This window comes from Brevundimonas sp. 01N35, from assembly GCF_056399785.1.
In genome coordinates, this window is record NZ_JBFTRZ010000002.1 from 203,841 (window position 1) to 227,716 (window position 23,876).

The 23,876-nt window shown below is 67.8% G+C and carries 18 protein-coding genes; 5 read left to right on the forward strand and 13 right to left on the reverse strand.

Going from position 1 to position 23,876, the window contains the following annotated elements; translation table 11 throughout:
* Positions 1-12: 12 nt before the first annotated feature.
* The 4 genes from AC1DJ5_RS02635 to dusB are packed head-to-tail and all read right to left on the reverse strand — an operon-like array spanning position 13 to position 5,599.
* Complete coding sequence (locus AC1DJ5_RS02635) at positions 13-873, reverse strand: D-amino-acid transaminase (RefSeq protein ID WP_441453366.1); 861 nt, start codon at positions 871-873, stop codon at positions 13-15.
* Positions 873-2,282, reverse strand: coding sequence for a nitrogen assimilation response regulator NtrX (gene ntrX / locus AC1DJ5_RS02640; RefSeq protein ID WP_441453365.1), 1,410 nt, complete (start codon positions 2,280-2,282; stop codon positions 873-875). Before ntrX ends, AC1DJ5_RS02635 begins: the two co-directional genes overlap by 1 nt.
* A 9-nt stretch (positions 2,283-2,291) precedes the next feature.
* On the reverse strand, positions 2,292-4,544 hold the full coding sequence (locus tag AC1DJ5_RS02645) for a sensor histidine kinase NtrY-like (protein ID WP_477019590.1): 2,253 nt from the start codon (positions 4,542-4,544) through the stop codon (positions 2,292-2,294).
* Positions 4,544-5,599, reverse strand: coding sequence for a tRNA dihydrouridine synthase DusB (gene dusB / locus AC1DJ5_RS02650; protein WP_477019591.1), 1,056 nt, complete (start codon positions 5,597-5,599; stop codon positions 4,544-4,546). Before dusB ends, AC1DJ5_RS02645 begins: the two co-directional genes overlap by 1 nt.
* Before the next feature lie 64 nt (positions 5,600-5,663).
* Between dusB and AC1DJ5_RS02655 the strand changes: the two genes are divergently transcribed.
* Positions 5,664-6,800, forward strand: coding sequence for a bifunctional 2-C-methyl-D-erythritol 4-phosphate cytidylyltransferase/2-C-methyl-D-erythritol 2,4-cyclodiphosphate synthase (locus AC1DJ5_RS02655; protein ID WP_477019592.1), 1,137 nt, complete (start codon positions 5,664-5,666; stop codon positions 6,798-6,800).
* Here AC1DJ5_RS02655 and AC1DJ5_RS02660 read toward each other — a convergent pair.
* Positions 6,797-8,101: a diguanylate cyclase domain-containing protein gene (locus tag AC1DJ5_RS02660; RefSeq protein ID WP_441453358.1), complete on the reverse strand. Its 1,305-nt coding sequence runs from the start codon at positions 8,099-8,101 to the stop codon at positions 6,797-6,799. The two genes, AC1DJ5_RS02655 and AC1DJ5_RS02660, sit on opposite strands and share 4 nt — an antisense overlap.
* A gap of 275 nt (positions 8,102-8,376) precedes the next feature.
* Between AC1DJ5_RS02660 and AC1DJ5_RS02665 the strand changes: the two genes are divergently transcribed.
* Positions 8,377-9,207: a YihY/virulence factor BrkB family protein gene (locus tag AC1DJ5_RS02665; RefSeq protein WP_477019593.1), complete on the forward strand. Its 831-nt coding sequence runs from the start codon at positions 8,377-8,379 to the stop codon at positions 9,205-9,207.
* Here AC1DJ5_RS02665 and AC1DJ5_RS02670 read toward each other — a convergent pair.
* Both AC1DJ5_RS02670 and AC1DJ5_RS02675 read right to left on the reverse strand, forming a co-directional pair.
* Positions 9,173-9,415: a sulfurtransferase TusA family protein gene (locus AC1DJ5_RS02670; protein WP_441453355.1), complete on the reverse strand. Its 243-nt coding sequence runs from the start codon at positions 9,413-9,415 to the stop codon at positions 9,173-9,175. The two genes, AC1DJ5_RS02665 and AC1DJ5_RS02670, sit on opposite strands and share 35 nt — an antisense overlap.
* Entirely contained in the window at positions 9,412-9,906 is a 495-nt protein-coding gene (locus tag AC1DJ5_RS02675) for a CinA family protein (protein WP_477019594.1), read from the reverse strand. The genes AC1DJ5_RS02670 and AC1DJ5_RS02675 overlap by 4 nt, the downstream gene beginning before the upstream one ends.
* An 85-nt stretch (positions 9,907-9,991) precedes the next feature.
* Between AC1DJ5_RS02675 and AC1DJ5_RS02680 the strand changes: the two genes are divergently transcribed.
* Complete coding sequence (locus AC1DJ5_RS02680) at positions 9,992-12,268, forward strand: fused MFS/spermidine synthase (RefSeq protein WP_477019595.1); 2,277 nt, start codon at positions 9,992-9,994, stop codon at positions 12,266-12,268.
* Between the two features lie 166 nt (positions 12,269-12,434).
* Here AC1DJ5_RS02680 and mfd read toward each other — a convergent pair whose 3' ends face one another.
* Positions 12,435-15,881, reverse strand: coding sequence for a transcription-repair coupling factor (gene mfd, locus AC1DJ5_RS02685; protein ID WP_477019596.1), 3,447 nt, complete (start codon positions 15,879-15,881; stop codon positions 12,435-12,437).
* Between the two features lie 14 nt (positions 15,882-15,895).
* On the reverse strand, positions 15,896-16,213 hold the full coding sequence (locus AC1DJ5_RS02690) for an FAD assembly factor SdhE (RefSeq protein WP_441453347.1): 318 nt from the start codon (positions 16,211-16,213) through the stop codon (positions 15,896-15,898).
* 83 nt (positions 16,214-16,296) lie between these two features.
* On the opposite strand from AC1DJ5_RS02690, the gene recG reads away from it, so the two are divergent.
* The gene (recG, locus tag AC1DJ5_RS02695) at positions 16,297-18,387 is read left to right on the forward strand and encodes an ATP-dependent DNA helicase RecG (protein ID WP_477019597.1); all 2,091 of its coding nucleotides are present in this window, start codon (positions 16,297-16,299) and stop codon (positions 18,385-18,387) included.
* Here the strand turns inward: recG and AC1DJ5_RS02700 are convergent.
* Genes AC1DJ5_RS02700 through kdsA form a run of 4 tightly spaced genes read right to left on the reverse strand, consistent with a single transcriptional unit; the run spans position 18,384 to position 22,863 of the window.
* Positions 18,384-19,487 carry a DUF3089 domain-containing protein gene (locus AC1DJ5_RS02700; protein ID WP_441453344.1) on the reverse strand — a complete coding sequence of 368 codons (1,104 nt, stop codon included), beginning with the start codon at positions 19,485-19,487 and terminating at the stop codon, positions 18,384-18,386. The two genes, recG and AC1DJ5_RS02700, sit on opposite strands and share 4 nt — an antisense overlap.
* Positions 19,484-20,485, reverse strand: a complete 1,002-nt coding sequence (gene rfaD / locus AC1DJ5_RS02705) for an ADP-glyceromanno-heptose 6-epimerase (protein WP_477019598.1) — start codon at positions 20,483-20,485, stop codon at positions 19,484-19,486. The genes AC1DJ5_RS02700 and rfaD overlap by 4 nt, the downstream gene beginning before the upstream one ends.
* A complete protein-coding gene (gene rfaE2, locus AC1DJ5_RS02710) occupies positions 20,482-21,942 on the reverse strand; it encodes a D-glycero-beta-D-manno-heptose 1-phosphate adenylyltransferase (RefSeq protein WP_477019599.1) in 1,461 nt (486 codons plus the stop codon). The genes rfaD and rfaE2 overlap by 4 nt, the downstream gene beginning before the upstream one ends.
* A gap of 18 nt (positions 21,943-21,960) precedes the next feature.
* Positions 21,961-22,863 carry a 3-deoxy-8-phosphooctulonate synthase gene (kdsA, locus tag AC1DJ5_RS02715; protein WP_441453802.1) on the reverse strand — a complete coding sequence of 301 codons (903 nt, stop codon included), beginning with the start codon at positions 22,861-22,863 and terminating at the stop codon, positions 21,961-21,963.
* A 127-nt stretch (positions 22,864-22,990) separates the two neighbouring features.
* On the opposite strand from kdsA, the gene sseA reads away from it, so the two are divergent.
* Positions 22,991-23,833 carry a 3-mercaptopyruvate sulfurtransferase gene (gene sseA / locus AC1DJ5_RS02720; protein WP_477019600.1) on the forward strand — a complete coding sequence of 281 codons (843 nt, stop codon included), beginning with the start codon at positions 22,991-22,993 and terminating at the stop codon, positions 23,831-23,833.
* The last annotated feature ends 43 nt before the right edge of the window (positions 23,834-23,876 follow it).

A 23,876-nucleotide genomic window follows, 5' to 3' on the forward strand; every position in this document is an offset into this window, starting at 1 on the left:
CGCGGCAACGCCCTAAATGGCCTCGCGGCGCGCCTGTTCCAGATAAACCTCGCGCAGCCGAGTCGCGATAGGACCGGGCTTGCCGTCCGCGATCTTCGATCCATCCAGCGACACGATAGGCATGACGAAGGAACTGGCGGCGGTGACGAAAATCTCTTTGGCCCGCTTGGCTTCGTCCACGCTGAACGGGCGTTCGTCCAGTTCGATGCCCTCGACCTCGGCCAGTTTCAGGATGGCCGTGCGGGTGATGCCGCGCAGGATATTGGCCTGGGCGTCGCGGGTGCGCAGCTTGCCGTCTTCGTCGACGATCCAGGCGTTGGTGGACGACCCTTCGGTCACCAGCCCCATGTCGTCGACCATCAGACACTCATAGGCGCCCTTCTCGCGCGCCGCCTGCTTCGCCAGGACGTTGGGCAGAAGCCCCACGGTCTTGATGTCGCAACGGCCCCAGCGGATGTCGGGCATGGTCACGCCCGCCGCGCCCTTAGCGGCCAGGGCCTCGCCCTTGGCCAGGTCGATCGTCTTGGAGGTGACGATCACGCTTGGCGGCGTGTCCTTCGGGAAGGCGTGATCGCGCGGCGACGTTCCCCGCGTGACTTGCAGATAGACGATGCCGTTGCGGACCCGGTTGCGCCGGATGGTTTCCTTGAGCACGCGCTCCAAAGCCTGAGCGGTCATCGGGATGGGGATGCGAAGCTCAGTCAGGCTGCGGGCCAGACGCGTCATGTGGCCTTGGAAGTCGGCCAGCTTGCCGTCGAACACCGACCAGACCTCATAGACCCCGTCAGCGAACTGGAAGCCGCGATCCTCGATATGAACCGTCGCGCCGCTATGCGGCTGATAGGTCCCGTTGACATAGGCGATCCTGGACATCAGGCGCCCTCTCCTTCTTCGTCTTCGCCGCCGCGAGCGGGCGAAACGCCCAGCGACTTCAGTTTGCGATGCAGTGCGGATCGTTCCATGCCGATGAAGGCGGCCGTGCGCGAGATGTTTCCACCGAAACGCATGATCTGGGCCGCCAGATAATCGCGCTCGAACACCTCGCGCGCCTCGCGCAGCGGCAAGGCGATGATACGGTCAGAGCCCAACGAGGAGCCGCCGCTGGAGGAGGCCACCTCCTGCGGCAGCATGTCGGCGGTGATCGGTTCATCGGCCGCCCCGGTGGCGAGGATCAGCAGGCGCTCCACGTTGTTGCGCAGCTGGCGCACGTTGCCCGGCCACGGATGGACCTGCAGGACGGCCAGGGCGTCCTCGGCGATGCGACGGCGCGGAAGGCCTTGAGACGCCGCCAGGCTCTCGACGAAATATTCGATCAGTTCGCTGATGTCCTCGCGACGCTCGGACAGCGGCGGGACGCGGATCGGCACCACGTTCAGGCGGTGGAACAGATCCTCGCGGAAGCGGCCTTCGGTGATCTCGACCCTCAGGTCGCGGGCGGTGGAGGTGACGACGCGGACATCGACCTGAACATCCTGTTCGCCGCCGACTCGACGGAAACGCTGCTCCACCAGCACCCGCAGGATGCGACTCTGGCTCTCGCGAGGCATGTCGCCGACGTCGTCCAGGTAGAGGGTGCCGTTATGGGCGCGCTCGAAGACGCCGATCTTGCGGGGCCGTCCGTCGCCGCCCTCCTCGCCGAACAGTTCGACGTCCAGCCGCTCCGGCGTCATGCCTGCGGCCGAAATGGCGACGAACTCGGACTTGGCGCGCGGGCTGGCGTCGTGGATCTGGCGCGCGACCAGTTCCTTGCCCGAGCCCGGAGGACCGGAGATCAGCACACGGCTGTTGGCGGGGGCCACCTTGGCGATCGTCCCGCGCAGCAGCTGCGCCGCCGCCGACTTCCCGATCAATCCGGTCAGCGCCATGGTCTGCGTCCGCAGACGACGGTTCTCGCGCTTCAGCGACGCCGCTTCCAGAGCGCGCTCGACCACCACCACCAGACGGTCGGACTTGAACGGCTTTTCGATGAAGTCATAGGCGCCGCGCTTCAGGGCGCTGACGGCGGTTTCGATATTGCCGTGCCCGGAGATCATGACGACCGGCAGGTCCTCGTCCAGCCCCTTGACCACGTCCAGCAGCTCCAGTCCGTCCAGACCGCCGCCCTGCATCCAGATATCCAGCACCGCCAGCGACGGCTTGCGCGCCCGGATCGCGGCCAGGGCCTCGTCCGAGTTGGCGGCCACGCGAACGGAATGGCCCTCGTCCTCGAGCAGGCCTGAGACCAGTTCGCGGATGTCGGCCTCGTCGTCGACGACCAGAATGTCGGCACCGGTATTGCGCATGACGCCTCTCTACTCCGCCGCTCGCGCCGCGCCGGGGGCACGGTGAGCGACCTTGCTGTCTTGGGTCAGGGGGAAGATCAGGCACACGCGAGCGCCTGATAATGTCTCGGCGTCGGCCAGCTTCAGCTCTCCGCCATGGTCTTCACAGATACGCTTGACGATGGCCAGGCCCAGGCCCGTCCCCTTCTCGCGCGTCGTGACATAGGGTTCTGTCAGCCGGTCGCGATTCTTGGCGGGCAGGCCGATGCCGTCGTCCTCGATGACGAAGGTGGCGATCCCGCCCTCGACCGCCAGGCGAGAGATGATGCCCGTGGTTCCCGACGGAACCGAGCCGTCGGCGCGGCGTGCGGCCACGGCTTCGCCGGCGTTCTTCAGGATGTTGGCCAGCGCCTGCCCGACCATTCGGCCATCGCACTGCAGGACCACGTCAGGTAACGGCTCGACCAGGTCGATGCCGATGTCGGCCGCCGCGACGCGCTGGGCGAAGACCGCCTCGCGCAGCATCTCGGCTGGATTCTCGCGGGTGAAGCGCGGCGCCGGCATGCGGGCGAAGGACGAGAACTCGTCCACCATCCGGCCGATGTCGCCCACCTGGCGAATGATAGTCTCGGTGCAACGATCGAACACCTCGACGTCGTCGCCGACTTGAGAGCGGTACTTGCGCCGCAGCCGCTCGGCCGACAGCTGGATCGGCGTCAGGGGGTTCTTGATCTCATGGGCGATGCGGCGCGCCACGTCGCGCCAGGCGGCGTTGCGCTGGGCCGTGACCAGCCGGGTGATGTCGTCGAAGGTCAGAACCATCTCACCGCCCTGCCCGCCCTCGATGCGGACCCGCAGACGCCGCGTCTCGCCATGACGGCTGACGTCTATGTCTTCCTCGATGTGGGCTTCCGCCCGTTCGGACAGTTCGCTCAGTTCGGGCGCGACTTCGGCCAGCAGACGCCCCTGAACATCGGTTTCGCTGATCGCCAGAAGCTGGCTGGCGCTGTCGTTGATGGCCGAGATGCGCCCCCGCCGATCCAGGCCGATCACCCCCGCGCTGACGCCGGACAGCACCGTTTCGATGAATCGGCTGCGGCCCTGGGCGTCGTCGCTGGCGGTCTTCAGCGCCGCCTGTTGGGTCATGATGTCCCCGGTCATCCGGTTAAAGGCCTCGGACAGGACGACCAGTTCGGCCGGCGCTCCGGCATTGTCGACCCGCGCGCTCAGGTCCCCCCCCGCCACCTGATCCGCCGCCTTCACCAGCCGCCCGATAGGCGCAGAGATCGAACTGGCCGCCGACATCGCCAGCCAGACCGCGCCGACCAGCACGAGCAAGGCCGTTTCAAGGTAGCTGAGGGCGAAGGCCGCCTGGATGCGCGCCCGGCTTTCCTCGGCGGAGCGATAGGCGGCGATGGACTCCTCGCCGTTGCGCATCCTCTGGATCAGACCCGGCGCCAGCGGCCGCACGACATAGAGATAGGCGTGGCCATAGTCGGGCAGCGGATAGAGGGCCCGCACCATGTCGGGGTTCTCGGTCACGGTCGTCGGTGCGACTTCGCCCGCCGCCACCGTCTCGAACGCCTCGCGCGGAGGGGCGACATAGGGCGGCGCGCCCGGCTGTTCGCCGCTGGCCAGCACCTCGCCGTCGCTGTCCAGGATGTAGAGCGCCGGATAGCCGAAGAACTCGCCGATCTGAGCCAGGGCGCGCGAAAACTGGATGCGATTGTCGAACAGGCTGCGTACGCCGCCCAGTTCGGTGCTCATGGTCTCCAGGTCCCTCTCGAGCCCGGCGCCGATGTCGGCGACATAGGCCCGGCCGATCTCGGCGCCGTTCTCGACCGCCGAGCGGACGTTGGTGCTGAACCACTGATCCACGCCCCGGTTGACCAGCACGCCGAACACCAGGGCGATCAACACCGCCGGCACCACGGCCACCAGCGAGAACAGGGTCACGAACCGCAGATGAAGCCGCGCGCCGGGATTGTCGCGATTCCGCATCAAGCGCAGCACCCGTCCGCCGATCACCGCCGCCAGGCCGCCGATCAGGATCAGATTGGCGAGAAGGATATACAGGACCGCACGACTGGCCGCCGTGCGCGCATCGCCGCCCGCCGTCGCGCCGGGCGCGATCGCCACCAGCCAGATCGCTGCCGCCGTGATCAGGAAGGCGATGGCGTAGGCCGTGCCGAACAAGGCCCTCACCCGGTTGCCGGAAAGGCGCCCCCAGAGCGATCGCTCGGAGCCGTGACCTTCAACCTGCGCGGTGGGGGAGTCCGTCATTACCTGGCAGCTTCGACCAGCTGTGGCAGGTTTTCAACACCAGAGTTGCTGAATTGATCCACCGCACGCGACCAAAGCGCGGAAAGCGCCTGTTCGACCTCGTTCGGGGTCTCCAATCGGCAGAGCCGCGCCTTGGCGACGCGCCGCTCGGCCGGGTCTTCCGGCCATGGCGCCTGTTCGACATACCAGCCCAGATGTTTGCGGAACATCTTCAGCCCCAAGGGCAGGCCATAGAAGGCGACCGAGCCGCGCAAATGCTCGATGACGATGGCCAGCCGTTCTTCCCGGCCCGGCTCCTGCAGCCGGGTTCCATCGGCCAGCGCCCGCTCCAGATGCGCCGCCAGCCAGGGGCGGCCATAGACCCCGCGCCCCAGCATCAGGGCGTCGGCGCCCGATTGGGCCAGCGCCTCGCGCGCCTGTTCGGCCGTGATGATGTCGCCGTTGACGATGACCGGTATGGCGGACACCGCCGCCTTGACCTCGCCCACCGCGCTCCAGTCCGCCTGGCCGGTGTAGAACTGTTTGCGGGTGCGTCCGTGAACCGTAACGGCCTGGACGCCTAAGTCCTCGGCCCGGCGCGCGAGTTCGGCGGCGTTGCGGTTGTCGTCGTCCCAGCCCAACCGCATCTTGACCGTCACCGGGCGGCTGACGGCCTTGACCGCCGCCTCCATCAGGCGACAGGCCAGATCTGGCGTCCGCATCAGGGCCGAACCGCAGGCCGAGCCGGTCACTTCCTTGGCCGGGCAGCCGAAGTTCAGATCGATGATGTCGGCGCCCGCAGCCTCAGCCATGCGCGCGCCCTCGGCCATGATCTCCGGATCACGCCCGACCAACTGGATCACCGTCAGCGGCAGACCGCCGCCGACCGCCGCCCGCCGCACCACGTCAGGCCGCCCGCGCGCCAGCTCGGCCGAAGCCACCATCTCGGTCGCCACATAGGCCGCGCCCAGCTTCGAGGCGAGCAGCCGAAACGGCAGGTCGGTGATCCCGGTCATCGGGGCCATCAGCACCCGCCCGGCGATCCGCACGTCTCCGATTTGCAATCCTGCGCTCATGCCGCCCTTACCGCCGACTGTTGAGCCTCTCGTCAAGCGGAACTGGGGCGCTTAGAAGGCCGACATGGCATTCTCAGCAATCGTGGTGGCCGCCGGTTCAGGGTCCAGGGCCGGTGGAGACAAGCAGTGGCGGGCCGTCGGCGGCCGGCCGATGGTGCGCTGGTCCGTCGAAGCCCTGCTTGCGGCGGGGGCCGATTCGGTCGTCGTCGTGGTCGCGCCCGGCGCCGAGCCGCGCGCCGCGGATGCCCTGGGCGGCCTATCGGGCTGGCGTGCCGTCACGGGCGGCGCCACGCGGGCCGCCTCGGTGTGCGCCGGCCTCGCAGCGCTCGACTGCGCCGACGATTCGCCGGTTTTGATCCACGACGCCGCTCGGCCCTTCCTGAGCCCGGCCGTGATCGACCGCCTGCTGGAGGCGCTGAAAGACGCCGACGGCGCCCTGCCCGCCCTGCCCGTGGCCGACAGCTTGCGTCGCGGGCTGGACGGTCTGGTTGTCGGCGGGGTCGAGCGCGACGGCCTGTGGCGCGCCCAGACGCCGCAAGCCTTCCGCCTCAGGACGATCCGCGGCGCCTACGCCGCCTGGACCGCCCCTGACGCCCCCACGGACGAAGCCGCCGTGCTCGAACGCGCCGGCGGACGCGTGCGTCTGGTCGAAGGCGAGGCCCGCCTGATGAAGCTCACCTATCCCGAGGATTTCGCCATGGCCGAGGCCCTGTCTCCCAAGACCATTCGCATCGGCCAAGGCTATGACGTGCATCGCTGGGGACCGGGAACCTCGGTCTGGCTGTGCGGCGTCGAGATCCCCCACGATCAGACCCTGATCGGTCATTCCGACGCGGACGCGGGCCTGCACGCCCTGACCGACGCCATCCTGGGCGCCATCGCCGACGGCGATATCGGCGATCACTTCCCGCCCAGCGATCCGCAGTGGAAGGGCGCCTCGTCCGACCGCTTCCTGGTCTATGCAGCCGAACGCGTGGCCGCGCGCGGAGGCCGGATCGTCAACGTCGATGTGACCCTGATCTGCGAGCAGCCCAAGGTGAAGCCCCATCGCCAGGCCATGCGCGAGCGTCTCGCCGACCTGCTGAGCCTTCCGCTCGACGCGGTCAGCGTCAAGGCGACGACGACCGAGGGCCTGGGCTTCACCGGTCGCGGCGAAGGCCTGGCGGCTCAGGCCGTCGCCCTGGTGGAACTGCCCGCCTAGGCGTTCGCCAGATCGGCCGACGCTCGTTCCAGAACCGCGGCGGGCGTTTCGCCGTCCTGCATCTCGGCCACGCCGACGTCGAACTCGACCACGAAGGGCGAGCGGTCCTGACCGGCGTCGAAAGCGGTGCAGGCGATCACCGCCGCGATACGTTCAGCAGCCCTCCTCGCCTCCGATTCCGCCGTCGCGGGCAGGACCAGGGCGAATATCTCCGGCCCCAGGCGCGCCGCAGTATCCTCGACCCGCACCAACCGCGACACCATGGCGCCGATCTGCGGCATGGCGCGATCCAGCCAGCCGCCGCTCCGCGCCTGAACGACCGGTTCGTGCTCCGCCACCCGCAGGACACAGACCGACAGCGCCCGGTCACGCAGGCGCGCGCCCTCCGCCACCCGCGCCAGATGGGCGGCGAACAGGTCGCGCGTGAACAGGCCCGTCGCCGCGTCCATCAGGTCGGAACCGCGCACCGAATCAAGTGCGCGACGGATAGCCTGACGACGGCGGTGGTTACGAGCCAAGGCCAGGACCCGCTCCGCAGTTTCATCCTCGGGGGTGTCGGCCGCCGCCACGTCGGCGAAGCCCCGGCTGAAGAGCTCGGCCAATTCAACGTCGGCCGAGCCCCGCAAATAGAGTGTCAGCGGGATATGATAGAGGCGCGTGTTCCGCTTCATGCCCGAGGCGATGGACAGCGCTGGCGCATGACCCTGCCCGCCCCAAAGCACGGCGGCGTCAAAGGCGCGCTCATGCAGATAATCGAAGGCGGTATAGGGCGTCGGCGCAGCCACGACTTCGGCGCCCGCTTCCGACAGCGCATTGGACATGGCGAGGAAACGACGGTCGGCCGCCCCCGCGGTCAAAATCTGCAGCGGAGTCTCGCCGACCTCGGGCGCGTTCAGCGTCACGCCATGCGCGGCGAAGGTCGCCTGGCGCAGTGCGAACTCCTCTTCGGCGATCCCGGCGCGTGTCAGTTGATCCAGCCGCAAGGCGGCCTGCGCCGGATGCGGCGGCGATGACATCGTCAGGTCGACGCCCTCACGATCAGCAGGTCCCGGTGCGCCGATCGCCAGGATCGGCAGATAGCGAGGCGCCGCGGCCTGGCGCAATCGGGCGACAAATCCCTCGGCTTCCGCCCGAGCATCGACGATGGCTGCATCCAGCGAAAGGTCGTGCAGCGTGAGGATTGCGGCGTCCAGCGTGCGCGCCGTCACCGTGGGCCAGCCCAGTTGGTCCAGTCCCTCGCACAGGGGGCCGATCAGGGCGTCATCAGCGGCGACGACCAGTAAACGCGGATCGGAATCCAAACAGTTCTCTCCATGAGCCTGAGCGGCTCGCCCCCGACGCCGACACCTCAAGCCATCGGATGATACCGAGCCGCCCCCCTGTGTAGCAATGGACGGATCAGCAAAATCCGTCCCGCGCCCCTAAGGGTTTCGTCGCAAGCCAAATGAGGTTAATCGGTCGCTTTGACGACTGCCCGAGGTCAGGCTTGAACCCTCCTATTCGTTTGATAGCCCAACCCCTGCTCTGGGGAAGGTTGGCAGTCCGCGCCTTCGCCCGAAGCTGGGGGCGCGACGTCATGCTTTACACCGGGGGCGTGTCCTTCTTCGCCCTGCTGGCGGTGTTTCCGGCCATCGCCATCCTTATCGGTTTCTACAAGGTCGTCCTGTCCATCGGACAGGTCAGCGAACAGGCCGCAGCACTGGCGGATGTCGTGCCGCACGCCGCGCGCGCCATCTTCCTAAACGAGATCGACCGGCTGGCGAACGCCTCCGCGCGCACGGTTTCGGCCCAGAGCGCGCTTGCGTTGCTGATCGGCGCCTATGCCGCTCACCGTGGTTTCAAAGCCTTGCTGGCGGGTCTTAACCTGATCCACGATGAAACCGAGCCGCACGGCTTCTTCAAATTCAACATGCTGGCCTTCCTCGTCGCCCTCGCCGCCTTCGTCCTGTTCACCATCGTGTCGGGAGCGGTCGTGACCTCGCGGCTGATGGAGCATGCCCACGCCCAGGACCCCGTGGCCTGGCTGGTTCAGCCGCTCGACGGCCTATGGCCGGCCCTGGGCCTATGGCTAGGCCTGACCATGCTCTACCGCTACGCCATGTCCCATGCGACGCGCGTGGCGTGGAAGGCCGCGGTCATGGGCGGGCTGATCGCCACGATCATGTCCAGCTTCTTCTCATGGCTGTGCGCCATCTACGTCGAACAGATCGCCCAACTCGGCGCCACCTACGGCTCGGTCGGCGCGGTGGTGGTGCTGCTGATCTGGCTGTCGTGGAACGTCAACGCCATCTTCTACGGCGGCGCCTTCGCCACCGAACTGGAGATCGCCTGGAAGCCGGAAGAGCCGGAAATCGAAACCAGGGGCTCGGTCGTCAACCTGTCGGAGCGGCGCCAGTCTCGACAGTGATGCGCAGGACGCCGTCCTGTTCCTCCACCCCGCACACGGTCCCGCTCAAATCGGTCATCAGATAGGGCACGTCGATCCGGGCCATGGGGTCGGTCGCCAGCAGGATCAGCCGGACGCCTGGCGCCAGCCCCTCCATCGCCTTGCGCAGCCGCAAACTGGGCACCGGGCAGCGGTGGCCCCGCGCGTCGACCAGAATCGGCTCGCTCACGCCGTCACCGCATCCAGCAGCAGACCCAGCGCCACGCGGACGCTTTCCAGCCGAACCCCCTCGCGCCCGATGTCGCCGAAGCGGCGCTCGACATGAACCACGCCGCCGCGCGGGCCGACGGCGGCGAAATGCACCAGACCGACCGGCTTGTCCGCTGAACCGCCTCCAGGCCCGGCCACGCCGGTGATGGAAACCGACACCGAGGCGCGCGACCGTTCGACTGCACCCAAAGCCATCGCCCGCGCCACGGGCTCCGACACCGCGCCAAACTGCGCCAGCAGGTCGTCCGAGACGCCCAGCATCTCGCCCTTGGCCTCATTGCTGTAGGTGACGAAGCCCCGGTCCAGCACCGCGGACGACCCCGCCACCGCTGTCAGCACGCCTGACACCAGGCCGCCGGTGCAACTCTCCGCCGTGGCGACCATGACGTTTGCCTTGATCGCCGCCTGGATCACGGCGGCGGCCGAGGCCTCAATATCTTGCGGGAACATGGCTATGCGCTCCGTCTGCGAGTCGGTCTAAACCTGCTGGACAGGGGGCGGGTCAGACGACCACGCCGAAGCCAGCGGATCGCGAATGACCGATTCCACCATGACCACGGCCTTTCGCAAGGCCGATGCGATAACACCCGCATTGTTCGCCGTCGCCATCTTCACGTCGGCGTCGCTGGTTTTTGTCGTCCAGCCCATGGTGACCAAACTGGCCTTGCCCATGCTGGGGGGATCGCCGTCGGTATGGAACACCTCGATGGTCTTCTTCCAGACGGCGCTGCTGGTCGGCTACGGCTACGCCCACCTGCTGCAACGTGTTCGGTCGCTGAAGTGGCAGGCGGCGATACACCTCAGCCTGTTGCTGGCGGCGGCGCTCTTCCTGCCGCTGCAGATCAACGGTCTGCTGGGCGAGCCGAACCCTTCGGCGCCCACCGCCTGGCTGCTGGCGACCCTGGCCTTGTCGGTCGGGGCGCCGTTCGCCGTCCTGTCGGCCACCGCGCCCCTGCTGCAAGCTTGGTACGCAAGGGTGCGCGCCGGCCATGCCGACGGCCAGAACCCTTATGTCCTCTATGCCGCCTCCAACCTCGGCAGTTTCCTGGCCCTGCTCGCCTACCCCGCCCTGATCGAGCCGCTGATGTCCCTGTCAGGGCAGAGAACGGGATGGACCGGGGGTTACGGCCTGTTCGTCGTGCTGGTGGTCGGTCTGGCCGCCCTGGTCTGGCGACGGCGAGTTCAGAATGCGCCCGAGCCGGCGCCCCTGGCCGTCAGCGCGCTGATCCCCTGGCGCGAGAAAGGCGTTCTGGTCCTGCTGGCCGCCGCCCCGTCCAGCCTGCTGCTGGGCGTCACGGCCCACCTGTCGACCGACGTGGCCTCAGCCCCCTTCCTCTGGGTCGCGCCCCTGGCGCTCTACCTCCTGACCTTCGTCATCGCCTTCCAGGCCAAACCGTTGGTCAGACTGTCCACGACCCTTGTGCTGCAGGCGGCGCTCGGCGTCATCGTCGTCAGCATGATCGGCATGAACACGGGCCAATGGGTGATGCTGCTGCTGGCGCACTTGGGCGCCTTCTTCATTACCGCTCTGATGTGTCACCAGAGACTGGCCGCGCGACGGCCGGCGCCTGACCGGCTGACGGAGTTCTACCTGCTGCTGTCGCTGGGCGGCGTCGTCGGCGGGGCATTCAACGCCCTCATCGCCCCCGCGATTTTCAACGTGGTGTGGGAATATCCTCTGGTCATGGTGCTGGTCGGCCTGGCGCGGCCCTGGGGCGAAGGCGCGCTGTCGCGCCGTGAGATCATTATCCTCCTGCTGGGCGTCGGCATCGCCGCCGCGCCGCCGATCGTGCTGGAGTTCATGCGCTACAACCCCGACTTCAGGGCCCTGCTCAGTGATCAGGCGCGGCTTCAGGTGGTGCAGTTCATTCTGGGCGGCGCCGCCATATGCGCCTTCCTGGTGCGGGACCGCGCCGTGCTGTTCACGATCATCATCGCCGTCATCACCCTGTCGGCGCACCACGTCGGCCGCGGCTATGACTGGAGCCTGAGCGAGCGCAGCTTCTTCGGCGTCATGCGGATCGCCGTCACCCAGGATCCGGGCATGGGCGGCGACGTCCACGTGCTGATGCATGGCACGACCCTGCACGGCGCCCAGGCTCGCGCGCCCGACTTCGCCTGTAGCCCGACGATGTATTACGCGACCGCCACGCCTCTGGGCCAGGCGGCGCAGCGTATTCAGGCGCGCAGCCCGGCGGTAAAGATCGGCGTTGTGGGCCAGGGCTCGGGCGCCATGGCGGCCTACAAGCGGGCCGAGGACGAACTGACCTTCTTCGAGATCGACCCCATGGTGAACCGCGTCTCGCGCGATCCGTCCTGGTTCACCTATATCTCGAACTGCGCCCACGGCCCGATCCGCACGGTTCTGGGCGACGCCCGGCTGACCATGGCCAAGGAAGCGCCCGGCACCTACGACCTGCTGGTCATCGATGCCTTCTCGTCGGACGCCGTGCCGACCCACCTGCTGACGGTCGAGGCCATCCAAGGCTATCTGCACCTGCTCAAGCCTGACGGCGTGGTGGTGCTGCACCTGTCCAACCGCAACCTCGAGATCACCATGCCGGCGGTCGCCGCCGCCCGCCAGCTAGGCGCAGCGGACCTGCATCAGATCTACATCGAACAGCCCAACGCCCCGGAAATGGCCGAGGCCTCGACCGAGGCCCTCGCCCTCTCGCCTACCGCCGAAGGCCTGGCCGACTTCAAGGGCGACGGGCGCTGGCGCAAGCTGGCCCCGACCGATGTGCGGCCGTGGACCGACGACTACGTCAACCTGTTCGGCGCCCTGATCCGCCAGATGAAGGGGCGCGGCTAGGAAGGTTTCGCTTGCATTTACGGCGTCATCCCGGAAGCGGCGCAGCCGCTATCCGGGACCGCAAGAGACGCGGCGCTCAGGTCGTTGCAACCCAAACCGTCGCGCCCAGGGCGGTCCCGGCCTAGGGCGGTCCCGGCTCTTCGGCCGGGATGACGGTCACAGATGACTAGGCCGCCCCCGCCACCCGCGCCAGGTCGGTCGTGATCCGCTCGGCGACCTTCAGGCGGTCGCTGGGGGTGGGCCAGTCGCCCTTGACCACGATCTTCTGATCCGGCCGAAGCTTCCAGAAGGCCTGGTTCTTCTGGATCAGGCCGACCAGCCCCATTGGATTGGGGAAGCTGTTGTTGCGCAGGGTCAGCACCGCCCCCTTGGGCCCGATGTCGATGCGTTCGATCGAGGCCGTGCGGCAATTCGCCTTGATGCCCACGATCCGCAGAAGCTGCTGCGCCTCGTCCGGCAACGGGCCGAACCGGTCGATCAGTTCGGCGGCCAGGGCTTCGCGGTCCTCGCTGCGTTCGGCGTCGGACAAACGGCGATAGAGGCTGAGGCGGACATTCAGATCTGGGACGTAGACCTCTGGAATCAGGACCGCAGCGCCGACGTTGATCGCCGGCGACCAGCCCCGGTCGGCCACGCCTTCGCCCTGCTCGCGCAGTTCGGCGACGGCGTCTTCCAGCATCTGCTGATACAGTTCGACCCCGACCTCGCGGATGTGGCCCGACTGTTCGTCGCCCAGCAGGTTGCCGCCGCCGCGCTGATCCAGATCGTGGCTGGCCAGCTGGAAGCCAGCGCCCAGGTTGTCCAGCGACTGCAGAACCTGCAGGCGCCGCTCGGCCGACAGGCTCAAGGGACGCTTGGGATCCGTCGTCAGATAGGCAAAGGCCCGCGCCTTGGACCGACCGATGCGGCCCCGGATCTGGTGCAACTGGGCTAGGCCGAACATATCGGCGCGGTGGACGATCAGGGTGTTGGCCGTCGGAATGTCGATGCCGCTCTCGACGATGGTGGTCGAGACCAGGACGTCATAACTGCCGTCGTAGAAGGCGCTCATCACGTCTTCCAACTGGGTCGGGCTCATCTGGCCGTGACCGACGACGAACTTCACCTCGGGCACCTGCTCGCGCAGGAATTTCTCGATTTCCGGCAGTTCCTTCAGGCGGGGGGCGACATAGAAGGCCTGACCGCCGCGATACTTCTCGCGTAGCAGGGCCTCGCGCACCAGCACCGGATCCCACGGCGTGACATAGGTCCGCACCGCCAGACGATCGACCGGCGGCGTCGCGATGATCGACATCTCGCGGATGCCCGACAGCGCCATCTGCAGGGTGCGCGGAATGGGCGTGGCGGTCAGGGTCAGCAGGTGAACATCGGCCCGCAGGGACTTCAACTTCTCCTTGTGCTTGACGCCGAAGTGCTGCTCCTCGTCCACGATCACCAGGCCCAGATCGCGGAAACCCACCTGTTCGGCCAGCACGGCGTGGGTGCCGACCACGATCTCGAACGTGCCGTCTTTCAGGCCCGCGCGCGTCTCGTTGGCGTCCTTGGCGGTGACCATGCGCGACAGGTGCCGCACCGTGATCGGCCAGCCGGCGAAGCGCTCGCTGAAGGTCTTGAAATGCTGACGCGCCAGCAGGGTCGTCGGGCAGACAATCGCCACCTGCTGCCCCGTCATGGCCACGACGAAGGCGGCGCGCAGGGCCACTTCCGTCTTGCCGAAACCGACGTCGCCGCAGATCAGGCGATCCATCGGGGTACCCTTGCCCAGGTCCTCCAGTACGTCGCCGATGGCGTTCAACTGGTCGTCCGTCTCCTCATAGGGGAAGCGGGCGCAGAACTCGTCGAACAGGCCGGACGGCGGCACGATGGCGTCGGACACGCGCATCGCCCGCTTGGCGGCCAGTGCGATCAGCCCCTCGGCCATGGCGCGCAGACGCTCCTTGGCCTTGGCCTTGCGGCCCTGCCAGCCCGCGCCGCCCAGACGGTCCAGTTGCACCCCGTCGGCGTCGGTGCCGTAGCGGGTCAGCAGATCGATGTTCTCAACCGGCAAGTACAGCTTGCTGTCGCCGGCGTAGAGCAGTTCCAGACAGTCGTGCGGCGCCTCCTGGATCTCCAGCGTCTTCAGGCCCTCATAGCGCCCGATGCCGTGATCCAGGTGGACGACCAGATCGCCCGCCGTCAGAGCCGAGGCCTCAGCCAGGAAGTTGGAGGCCCGACGCTTGCGACGCGGCCGCGCCAGACGGTCGCCCAGGATGTCGGTCTCGGAAATCACCGCCACGTCGTCGGTGACGAAGCCGTGTTCGACCGGCAGAACGGCCCGCAAATAGATGTCCTTGGGCGCGTCTAGGACATCGTCCCAGTCGCGCACTGGCAGGACGTGTTCCAGCCCGTGGTCCGACAGCATGGCCGCCAGACGCTCGGACGAGCCCTCGCTCCACGAGGCGAACAGAACCTGCTTGCCCGCTGATTTCAGGGTCTCGGCGTGTTTGGCCACGGCCGCGAACAGGTTGACGCTGTCCTGGGTGCGCTCGGCCGCGAAGCTGTGGCCCAGACGCCCGCCGGCGTCCTCGCCGCCCAGGGCCGGATCGGCGGCCAGCGGCGACAGGCGGCGCACGGCGCGACCGGCCAGGGCGCTGTTCCAGTCGCCTTCGTCCAGGTAGAGGCTGCGCGGCGCTGGCGCGCGATAGGCTGCACCGCCCTTGCCCTTGGCCGCCTCGCGCCGCGCCTCATAGGCGTCGGTGGTCAGGCTCCAGCGTTCGGCGCGCGCCTGCTCGACCTGGCTGTCGAGGAAGACCGGGGCGCTGTCGGGCAGGAAGTCGAACAGGGTGTCCAGCCGGTCGTAAAAGAGGGGCAGCCAGTGCTCCAGCCCCTGACGACGCGCGCCCTCGCTGACGGCGGCGTACATGGGCTCGTCGCCCGCCGCGCCGAACAGGTTCAGATAGCCGGTGCGGAACCGCGAGATGGACTCGGCGTCCAGCAGGATCTCGGACACGGGCAGCAGGACGACCTGCTTCAGCTGTTTGGTCGAGCGCTGGGTCTCGGGATCAAAGGCGCGGATCGATTCCAGCTCGGTCCCGAACAGGTCCAGACGCACAGGCTCGTCAAAGCCCGGCGGGAAGACGTCGATGACGCCGCCGCGAATGGCGTATTCGCCGCGCTCGGACACGGTCGAGGCGCGCATATAGCCGTTGGCCGAGACATAGCGTTCCAGCGCCGCCGTATCCAGATCGCGGCCGACGCGGGCCTCGAACCCGGCCCCGGTGACGGCCTGACGCGGCGGCGTGCGTTGGGTCACGGCGGCGATGGTGGCGACGACCAGCAGCGGCCTGGCGTCCGAGGGATCGCGCTGAGCCAGCCGGGTCAGGGTCGCCATGCGCTGCGCGGCGACCGATGCGGTCGGGCTCAACCGGTCATAAGGCAGGCAGTCCCAGGCCGGATATTCAAGAACTTCAATGTCCTTGGCGAAGAAACTAAGCGCCTGGGTGAAATTGCCCGACCGCTGATAGTCGCGCGCCACCAGCAAGCCCGCCCCGCCGTGCGCCCTCAGCCGTTCGGCGACGACCAGCGCGTCCAGCCCCTCGGGCGCGCCGCCCAGTTCGACGTCGCGCCGTGCCATCGCCTTGGAACTCATCAACCGATACCCTTGGCCACTTCCGCCGCTACATGTTCACGCATGAAGACCCGGATGCGCGCCAGCATAGGTCCGTCAAACTCGGGAGGCGTCGGCTCCTTCTCGATGATCCAGGCGTAGAGGTACTGGTCCTCTTCGTTCAGAAGGAACTCCAGTTCATCAAGCTCCTCGTCGCTCAGCGTCGGCCCGACCTGATCGGTGAACGGCCCCAGCACCATGTCGGCCTCGCGGAAGCCGCGTCGCCACGCGCGATAGGAAATCCGGCCCAGGCGTTGGTGCTTCAGAGTGTCCTCTGGACGTGCGTCAATTTCGGCCACGCGGTTCCTTGCCCGGTCCGTTCATGTGAAGAGTTCGATCAGATAGCGTTCCCGTTCCGTTTTCGCCAGCTATGCTGAGGCTAATGCGGCCTGAGATTCTCTTTCCCCTGTTTGCGGACGTCTCCACCCTGAAAGGCGTGGGGCCTCGAAGCGCGCCTCTGGTGCATAAGCTGGCGGGTCCGCTGGTGCGCGACGTGCTGTTCCTGTCGCCGTCGGGGATCATCCAGCGCCGCCGCACGACCGCCGCCGCCGCTGTCGAGGGCGAGATCGGCATCTTCGACGTCCTGATCGACCGGCTGATCCCGCCGCACAAGATCGGCGCGCCGCTGAAGATGCGGGCGTCCGACGACACCGGCTTCGTCCACCTGATCTGGTTTGCTGGTTCCCCCCGCCATATCGAAAGCCTGGCCCCACGCGGGGAGCGTCGCCTGGTGACCGGCAAGGTCGAACGCTTCAACAACGAGGTGCAGATCGCGCACCCCGACTACATCCTGCCGCTGGAAAAGGCGGACGAAATTCCCCTGTCCGAACCCGTCTATCCAGCGACCCAGGGCCTGACCTCGCGCGTGGTGCGAAAGCTGGCGCAGGGCGCGCTGGCCGCCGCGCCTGAACTGGCCGAGTGGCAGGACGCGGCATGGCTGTCGGCGCGGCGCTGGCCCGGCTGGCGCGCGGCGCTGGAGACGCTGCACGCCCCGACCTCGGAAATGGACCTGACGCCCGAGGCCCCCGCACGTCAGCGGCTGGCCTATGACGAGTTGTTCGCGCATCAGTTGGCCCTGGCCCGTCGCCGCCGGGCGCGTCAGATCACGCCCGGAGCGCGCATCACGGCGGGCGAAGCCTCGCAGCGGATGCTGGCCGCCCTGCCCTTCACCCTGACCGGCGCCCAGACCCGCGCCGTCGAGGAAATCCGCACCGACCTGGCCTCGGGCGAGCAGATGGGCCGGCTGCTGCAAGGCGACGTGGGCTCAGGCAAGACAGCGGTTGCAGCCCTGGCCCTGGCCGACGCGGCTTCCAGCGGCTTCCAGTCCGCCCTGATGGCCCCGACTGAAATCCTGGCCCGCCAGCATTATCAACGGCTGGCCCCCATGTTTGAAGCGGCCGGCGTCTCGACCGTCCTGCTGACCGGCCGCGACACCCAGGCCGAGCGGCGGCAGCGATTGGCGGCGCTGGCCTCGGGCGAAGCCCAGGTCGCCATCGGCACCCACGCCCTGTTCCAGGACGCAGTCCAGTTCAAACGGCTGGCCCTGGCTGTCATCGACGAACAGCACCGTTTCGGCGTCAACGAGCGTCAGCGGCTTCAGGCCAAGGGCGATCCGCGCTTCGGCGGGGTCCACCTGCTGACCATGTCGGCCACGCCCATCCCGCGCACGCTGGAACTGACCCAGTACGGTGAACTGGAAGTCAGCCGCCTGATGGAAAAGCCGCCGGGTCGCACGCCCGTCGCCACCGCCGTCCTGCCACTGGTCCGCATCGGCGAGGTCGCCAAGCGGCTGAAGGCCGCGATCGACAGCGGCGCGCAGGCCTACTGGATATGCCCCCTCGTGGCCGAGTCCGAAGCCATCGATCTAGCCGCCGCCGAGGAGCGCGCCAACGACCTGCGCCGCATTCTTCAGGTCGAGGTCGGCCTTGCCCACGGCCAGATGCCCGGGGCCGAACGCGAGGCGGTGATGGCCGAGTTCGCCGAAGGCCGCATCCCGCTTCTGGTCGCCACCACGGTCGTCGAAGTCGGGGTCGATGTGCCCAACGCCTCGATCATGGTCATCGAACACGCCGACCGCTTCGGCCTGGCCCAGCTCCACCAGTTGCGCGGCCGCGTCGGGCGCGGGGCCAAGTCCAGTTCCTGCATCCTGCTCTACGGCGGCCAAGACGGCGCCCTCGGCGAGACCGCCCGCGAGCGGCTAGAGACCCTGCGCCGCACCGAGGACGGGTTCGAGATCGCCGAGGAGGACTTCCGCCTGCGCGGCGGCGGCGACCCGCTGGGCCTGAAACAGAGCGGCTTCCCCGCCTATCGCTTCGCCGATCCGATCAAGCATCGCTTGTTGATGCTGGCGGCGTCCGACGACGCGCGCCTGATCCTGGGCCGCGATCCCGACCTGACCAGTCCGCGCGGTGAGGCCGTTAGGGTATTGGAATCCCTGTTCGACTGGCGCAACGACCGGCCGGGGGTCGACTAGGAGGCCGGCTTCGCGTTCCAGGTTGCCAACCGCGCCACCGCATCGGCCTCGATGTCGGCGTAGAACAGGTTATAGGGCCGCGCCTTGCGGCGGTCGGCCCAGCCGCTGAACTCGCGGAAGGATTCCGACTTCAGCACCGTGTGGCGCAGCAAGCCGTCGCGGCATTGGGTGGCGATCTGGCGGTCGAGGAAGGCGGGGCGAACCCCCCACTCCAGTCCCGTGGCGTTGGCCGCGCCCAGATGCCGACGCGCGGGAACCGCAGCGCCATCGTCGCTGCCGGACACCGGATTTACGCACAGGGCCGGGCGATCCCCCAGTTCGACCAGTCGCCCCCGATCATCCCAGACCAGGGCGCGCCGAAGCCGCCGACGGGCGGCGCCTTCATCGCCCTCGCCCACCTGCGACCAGCCGACGACGCAATCCGTCTGGTCCCGCGCATGACAGGCGATGATCGGCGCGGTCTGGTCCAAACTGACGATGGCGTCCATCAGATAGACCGCGACCAGCCGTTGGCGCAGCCCAGCATCCCTGGCGACGCGCTCATGCACCAGACGCGCGATCAGATCCGCCCCCTGCTCCACGCCGGCCAGGATGATCGGCCCGCGAGGGTGATCGATGAGCCATTGATCGAAGGCCTTCTCCACGTCGCCATAGGCGAAGGCCCGGGCTTCGCGCGCGTCTTCGCGCATCGTCAGGCGGGTGTAGAGGCTGGCCTGCCGATAGCGCGGCGCGCTGATGGCCCCGGCGCGCGCGAAGGGGCCGGCGTAGTTGGGGATGACGACCCGTTTCAGATAGGTGTCAGCCTGGCGGTCGCCGATCGGGCCGTTCCACCCGGCCCCGCCGTCGTAGGTCGTCGAATGAAGAAAGAAGATCGCGGCGTTTTCGGCGCCGGGCGCCCGCGCGTCCAGCAGGGCCCAGGCTGCGGGCTGACGATAATCAGGCGCGGGGGGCGGCTCATAGGTCTGGAACGGAATCTGGGGATCCAGAGCGGCCTTTAGAATATCGCCGCGCCAGACCACGACGGCAGCCACCAGAATGAAGACGAGCGCAAAGCCCGTGTAGCCGACCCATTGGCGAAAGGTCAGGCCGGGCTTTTTCATCGATAGGAATCCGGCTGGGACAGGAAGTCCTGAACGTAACGACGGACGCCTTCTTCCAGCGGGGTCGACTGGCCGCCGAAGCCGACCGCGCGGATGCGGTCCATGCTGGCCTCGGTGAAATACTGATACCGATCGCGGATCGCCTCGGGCATGTCGATGTAGGCGATGGACGCCTCTTTGCCCGCCGCCGCGAAGGTCGCTCTCGCCAGATCGGCGAAGGACCGCGCCTGACCCGAACCGGCGTTGAACACGCCCGACACGTCCGGCGTCTGCAGCAGCCAGTCGATGATGTTCACCACATCATCGACATAGACGAAGTCGCGCAGTTGGCCGCCGTCGGGATAGTTGGGGTTGTGCGAGCGGAACAGGCTGACGGTCTCGCCCGCCTGAACCTTGGGCCAGATCTGGGCCACGACCGACTTCATGCCGCCCTTATGGCCCTCGTTCGGGCCATAGACGTTGAAGAATTTCAGTCCTGCCCACTGGCGCGGTGCCTGACCGCGATCCGCTTGCCGCACGGCATACTGGTCGAACAGGTATTTCGAATAACCATAGGCGTTTAGAGGGCGAAGCGCATTCAGGCTCTCAGGATCGTCGCGATCCTCGAACCCCGTCTCGCCGTCGCCGTAGGTCGCCGCCGACGAGGCGTAGATCATCCGCACGTCGCGAATGGCGCACCAGTCCCAGATGTCGCGCGACAGGCTGAAATTGGTGCGCAGGATCAGGTCCGCGTCCGGCTCGGTCGTCGAGGAGATGGCGCCCATATGCACCACGGCCTCGATGCGCTCGGCGTGGCGCTCCAGTTGCTCGAACAGCTCTTCCGGCGCCCACAGATCGGCGATGGGGTGCTTGGCGATGTTCTTCCACTTGGCGAGGTCGGCGGTTTCCAGCCGGTCGCAGACGACCACATCCCAAGCGTCGCTCGCGCACAGGCGCGCCACGATGTTGGAACCGATGAAGCCAGCCCCGCCCGTCACCACGATCATGCGCGGGGTCATGCCTTGTCTCCGGTCATCTTCTCGATCGTCTTGGTGGTGGAATAGCCATCGGCGAAATCGGCCAGACGGACGACGCCGCCCCAGCTCTCGACCTCGGTCGCGCCGACCACCTTGTCCTTGGTGTAGTCCGCGCCCTTGATCAGGACGTCGGGCCGCAGCCGCTCGATCAGGGCCATTGGCGTCGGATCATCGAAGGCCGTCACCCGGTCCACGCTGGCCAGACCGCCGATGACGACGGCGCGGCTGTCCAGATCATTGACCGGCCGCCCCTCGCCCTTGAGACGGCGCACCGAGGCGTCGGTGTTCAGCGCCACCACCAGTCGGTCGCACCAGATGCGCGCTTGGGCCAGATAGGCGACGTGGCCGCGGTGCAGGATGTCGAAGCAGCCGTTAGTGAAGCCGACCTTCAGGCCCTGACGCTTCCACGCCTCGACCTGATCCGACAGTTCGTCCAGCGGCGTGACCTTGGACTGGGCCAGGGCCGCGTGCTGGCTCATCTCGGCCTCGATCAGCTCGGCGGGCGACACGACCGCCGTGCCGCTCTTACCGACCACAACGCCCGAGGCGAGGATGGCGAACTGCACCGCCGCCTCCAGCGACGCGCCCGCGCCGAGCGCCAGACCCAGCGCCGCCAGCGAGGTGTCGCCCGCGCCGGAGACGTCAAAGACTTCGCGCGCGCGACCGGGGAAATGCACCACGTCCCCGCCGCGTCGGGCCAGGGTCATTCCCTTGCCGGCGCGGGTGACGACGACCGCCTTGGCCGTGGTGGAGGCCAGCAGGGCCGCCAGCGCCGCCTCGACCTCGACGTCCGCCTCGACCGGCAGGCCCGTGGCGCCGGCCAGTTCGCTGGCGTTCGGCTTGATCAGATCGACCGCGCCATAGCGGGCGAAGTCACGGCCCTTGGGGTCCACGATGACCGGCGCACCGTATTCACGCGCAGCCCACAACGCCGCCTCGATCAGGGCGTCGTCCACCACGCCCTTGGCGTAGTCCGACAGCAGGATCGCCTTGGCACCCATGAAAACCGATTTGTCGCCATAGGCGCTGGTCGCCTGCTGTTCGTCGTCCAGCCGCAAAAGTTGCTGACCGGCCGCGACGAAGCGCGTCTTGACGATAGTGGCCGCGCCCTCGGGGCGGACCAGCACGTCTTCGACCCGGTCCTCGGCGGCGATCAGGTCGGTCAGTTCTGCGCCCGCCGCATCCTGTCCCGCCACAGCGCCCAATCGCGCGTGACCGCCCAGCGCCGCGACGTTGCGCGCCACATTGCCCACGCCCCCGGGCATGGCCACGGTGCGGCGCGCGCGCAGAACCGGGATCGGCGCCTCGGGTGAAATCCGGCTGACCTCGCCATAGACATAGCGGTCCAGCATCAGGTCGCCCACGCAGGCGACCTTCAGCTCATGCACCTGCGCCAGCAAACCCTGCAGCGCGCCCAAATCCAGTGATCGTTCAGCCATGACGCCGAACTACCGGATTCAGGCCAGGTTCGCCATCGGCGCCTTGACGCCAACCTTGATAGCCAGGTCGTCGAAGGCGATCAGTTCGGCGGCCAGGGCCTCGAACTGGTCCAGCGGCACCATGTTGGGACCGTCCGACGGGGCGTTGTCGGGGTCTTCGTGCGTTTCCAGGAAGACGGCGTCCACGCCCACGGCCACGGCGGCGCGCGCCAGAACCGGCACAAACTCGCGCTGACCGCCCGAGGACGTGCCCTGCCCGCCGGGCTGCTGCACGCTGTGGGTGGCGTCGAAGACAATGGGGCAGCCGATCTCGCGCATGATCGGCAGGGACCGCATGTCGCTGACCAGGGTGTTGTAGCCAAAGCTGGCGCCGCGCTCGCAGGCCATGACGTTGGGGTTTCCAGCGTTCACCACCTTGGCGATGACGTTCTTCATGTCCCACGGGGCCAGGAACTGACCCTTCTTGATGTTGATCGCCTTACCCGTGGCGGCGGCGGCCAGCAGCAGGTCGGTCTGACGCGACAGGAAGGCCGGGATTTGCAGCACATCGACGGCCTCGGCCACGCCTTCGCACTGCGCCTCGGAATGAACGTCGGTCAGGGTCGGCAGGCCGGTGACTTCGCGGATCTCGGCGAAGATCGGCAGGGCGTCCTTCAGGCCGATGCCGCGCGCTGCGGTCGCGCTGGTGCGGTTCGCCTTGTCGAAGCTGGTCTTGTAGATGATGCCGACGTTCAGCCGGTCGCCGATTTCCTTCAGCCGATGCGCCGTCTCCAGCGCGTGCTGGCGGCTTTCCATCTGGCAGGGACCGGCGATGAAGACGATACGGCGGCCGCCGCCGATCACGACGGGCTTCTTGAGGCCAGCGGACAGTTCGATGACGGCGTTGGGACGGTTCACGGCGGCGCTTTCGTCTGTTTGAATCAATCAGGTCGCGAGCCTGTGCCGCAACTTTGCGTCCGACAGGTGGCGTCGAACCCTCAGTTTCGCAACCTACAGGGCGACTCAGCGCCTGACCACATAGGTCGACAGCCTGTGTTATCCTGCCGCCATGTCTAGCCTCTCGAACAGCCCCCTGATCTCCACGCAAGCGTTGGCGGATAGCCTCGGCGCTCCCGACCTGCGGATCATCGACGCCAGCTGGTGGTTGGACGGCCGGGACGCGCGCGCGAGTTTCGAGACTGAGCGTCTGCCGGGGGCGGTGTTCTTCGATCTGGAGGAGACCTCCAACCACGCAAGCCCCTATCCGCACATGCTGCCTACGCCGACGGCCCTTGCCGAGGCCATCGGCGCCTTGGGCGTTTCCGAGAGCGACGACATCGTCGTTTATGACGCTCAGGGCCTGTTTTCGGCGGCGCGGGTCTGGTGGACGCTGCAGATCATGGGCGCGAAACGGGTGCGCGTACTGGACGGCGGCCTGCCCAAATGGCGGGCAGAGGGACGGCCTGTGGAACAGGGCGCCGTCGCCCCCGGAAAGGCGTCGCCTTTCCATCCCGCCTTGGACGCTAACCGCGTTGTCGATCTGGAACAGGTTCGGCAGGCGCTGGGCGGCGAGGTTCAGGTCGTGGACGCCCGAGGAGCGCCCCGGTTTCGCGGCGAGGCCGCCGAACCGCGCGCGGGCGTACGCTCTGGTCATATTCCGGGGTCGATCAACCTGCCCTTCGGCCAACTCCTGAACGCGGACGGCAGCCTGAAACGCGGCGCGGCGCTGGAAGCCGCCTTCCGCGACGCCGGGGTCGATCTGGACCGTCCCGTCATCACCAGTTGCGGCTCCGGCGTGACCGCCGCCATCATCAGCCTCGGCCTGGCCGAACTGGGCCGGTCGTCGCGGCTCTATGACGGTTCATGGGCCGAATGGGGCGCGCGTGAAGACGCCCCAATCGAGGTCGGCTGATGTTGGAGGTCAGCTAAGGAACCCCGAGGGCGTCGCCGCCGAT

Excerpts from the sequence above, each read along its gene's own strand:
- ntrX (WP_441453365.1), bottom strand. The coding sequence starts at position 2,282 with ATGCGCAATACCGGTGCCGACATTCTGGTCGTCGACGACGAGGCCGAC.
- AC1DJ5_RS02675 (WP_477019594.1), bottom strand. The coding sequence starts at position 9,906 with ATGTTCCCGCAAGATATTGAGGCCTCGGCCGCCGCCGTGATCCAGGCG.
- dusB (WP_477019591.1), bottom strand. The coding sequence starts at position 5,599 with ATGAGCGCAGGATTGCAAATCGGAGACGTGCGGATCGCCGGGCGGGTG.
- rfaD (WP_477019598.1), bottom strand. The coding sequence starts at position 20,485 with ATGACCCCGCGCATGATCGTGGTGACGGGCGGGGCTGGCTTCATCGGT.
- AC1DJ5_RS02700 (WP_441453344.1), bottom strand. The coding sequence starts at position 19,487 with ATGAAAAAGCCCGGCCTGACCTTTCGCCAATGGGTCGGCTACACGGGC.
- mfd (WP_477019596.1), bottom strand. The coding sequence starts at position 15,881 with ATGGCACGGCGCGACGTCGAACTGGGCGGCGCGCCCGAGGGGCTGGAC.
- AC1DJ5_RS02665 (WP_477019593.1), top strand. The coding sequence starts at position 8,377 with ATGCTTTACACCGGGGGCGTGTCCTTCTTCGCCCTGCTGGCGGTGTTT.
- AC1DJ5_RS02645 (WP_477019590.1), bottom strand. The coding sequence starts at position 4,544 with ATGACGGACTCCCCCACCGCGCAGGTTGAAGGTCACGGCTCCGAGCGA.
- AC1DJ5_RS02655 (WP_477019592.1), top strand. The coding sequence starts at position 5,664 with ATGGCATTCTCAGCAATCGTGGTGGCCGCCGGTTCAGGGTCCAGGGCC.
- sseA (WP_477019600.1), top strand. The coding sequence starts at position 22,991 with ATGTCTAGCCTCTCGAACAGCCCCCTGATCTCCACGCAAGCGTTGGCG.
- recG (WP_477019597.1), top strand. The coding sequence starts at position 16,297 with ATGCGGCCTGAGATTCTCTTTCCCCTGTTTGCGGACGTCTCCACCCTG.
- AC1DJ5_RS02680 (WP_477019595.1), top strand. The coding sequence starts at position 9,992 with ATGACCGATTCCACCATGACCACGGCCTTTCGCAAGGCCGATGCGATA.
- AC1DJ5_RS02635 (WP_441453366.1), bottom strand. The coding sequence starts at position 873 with ATGTCCAGGATCGCCTATGTCAACGGGACCTATCAGCCGCATAGCGGC.
- rfaE2 (WP_477019599.1), bottom strand. The coding sequence starts at position 21,942 with ATGGCTGAACGATCACTGGATTTGGGCGCGCTGCAGGGTTTGCTGGCG.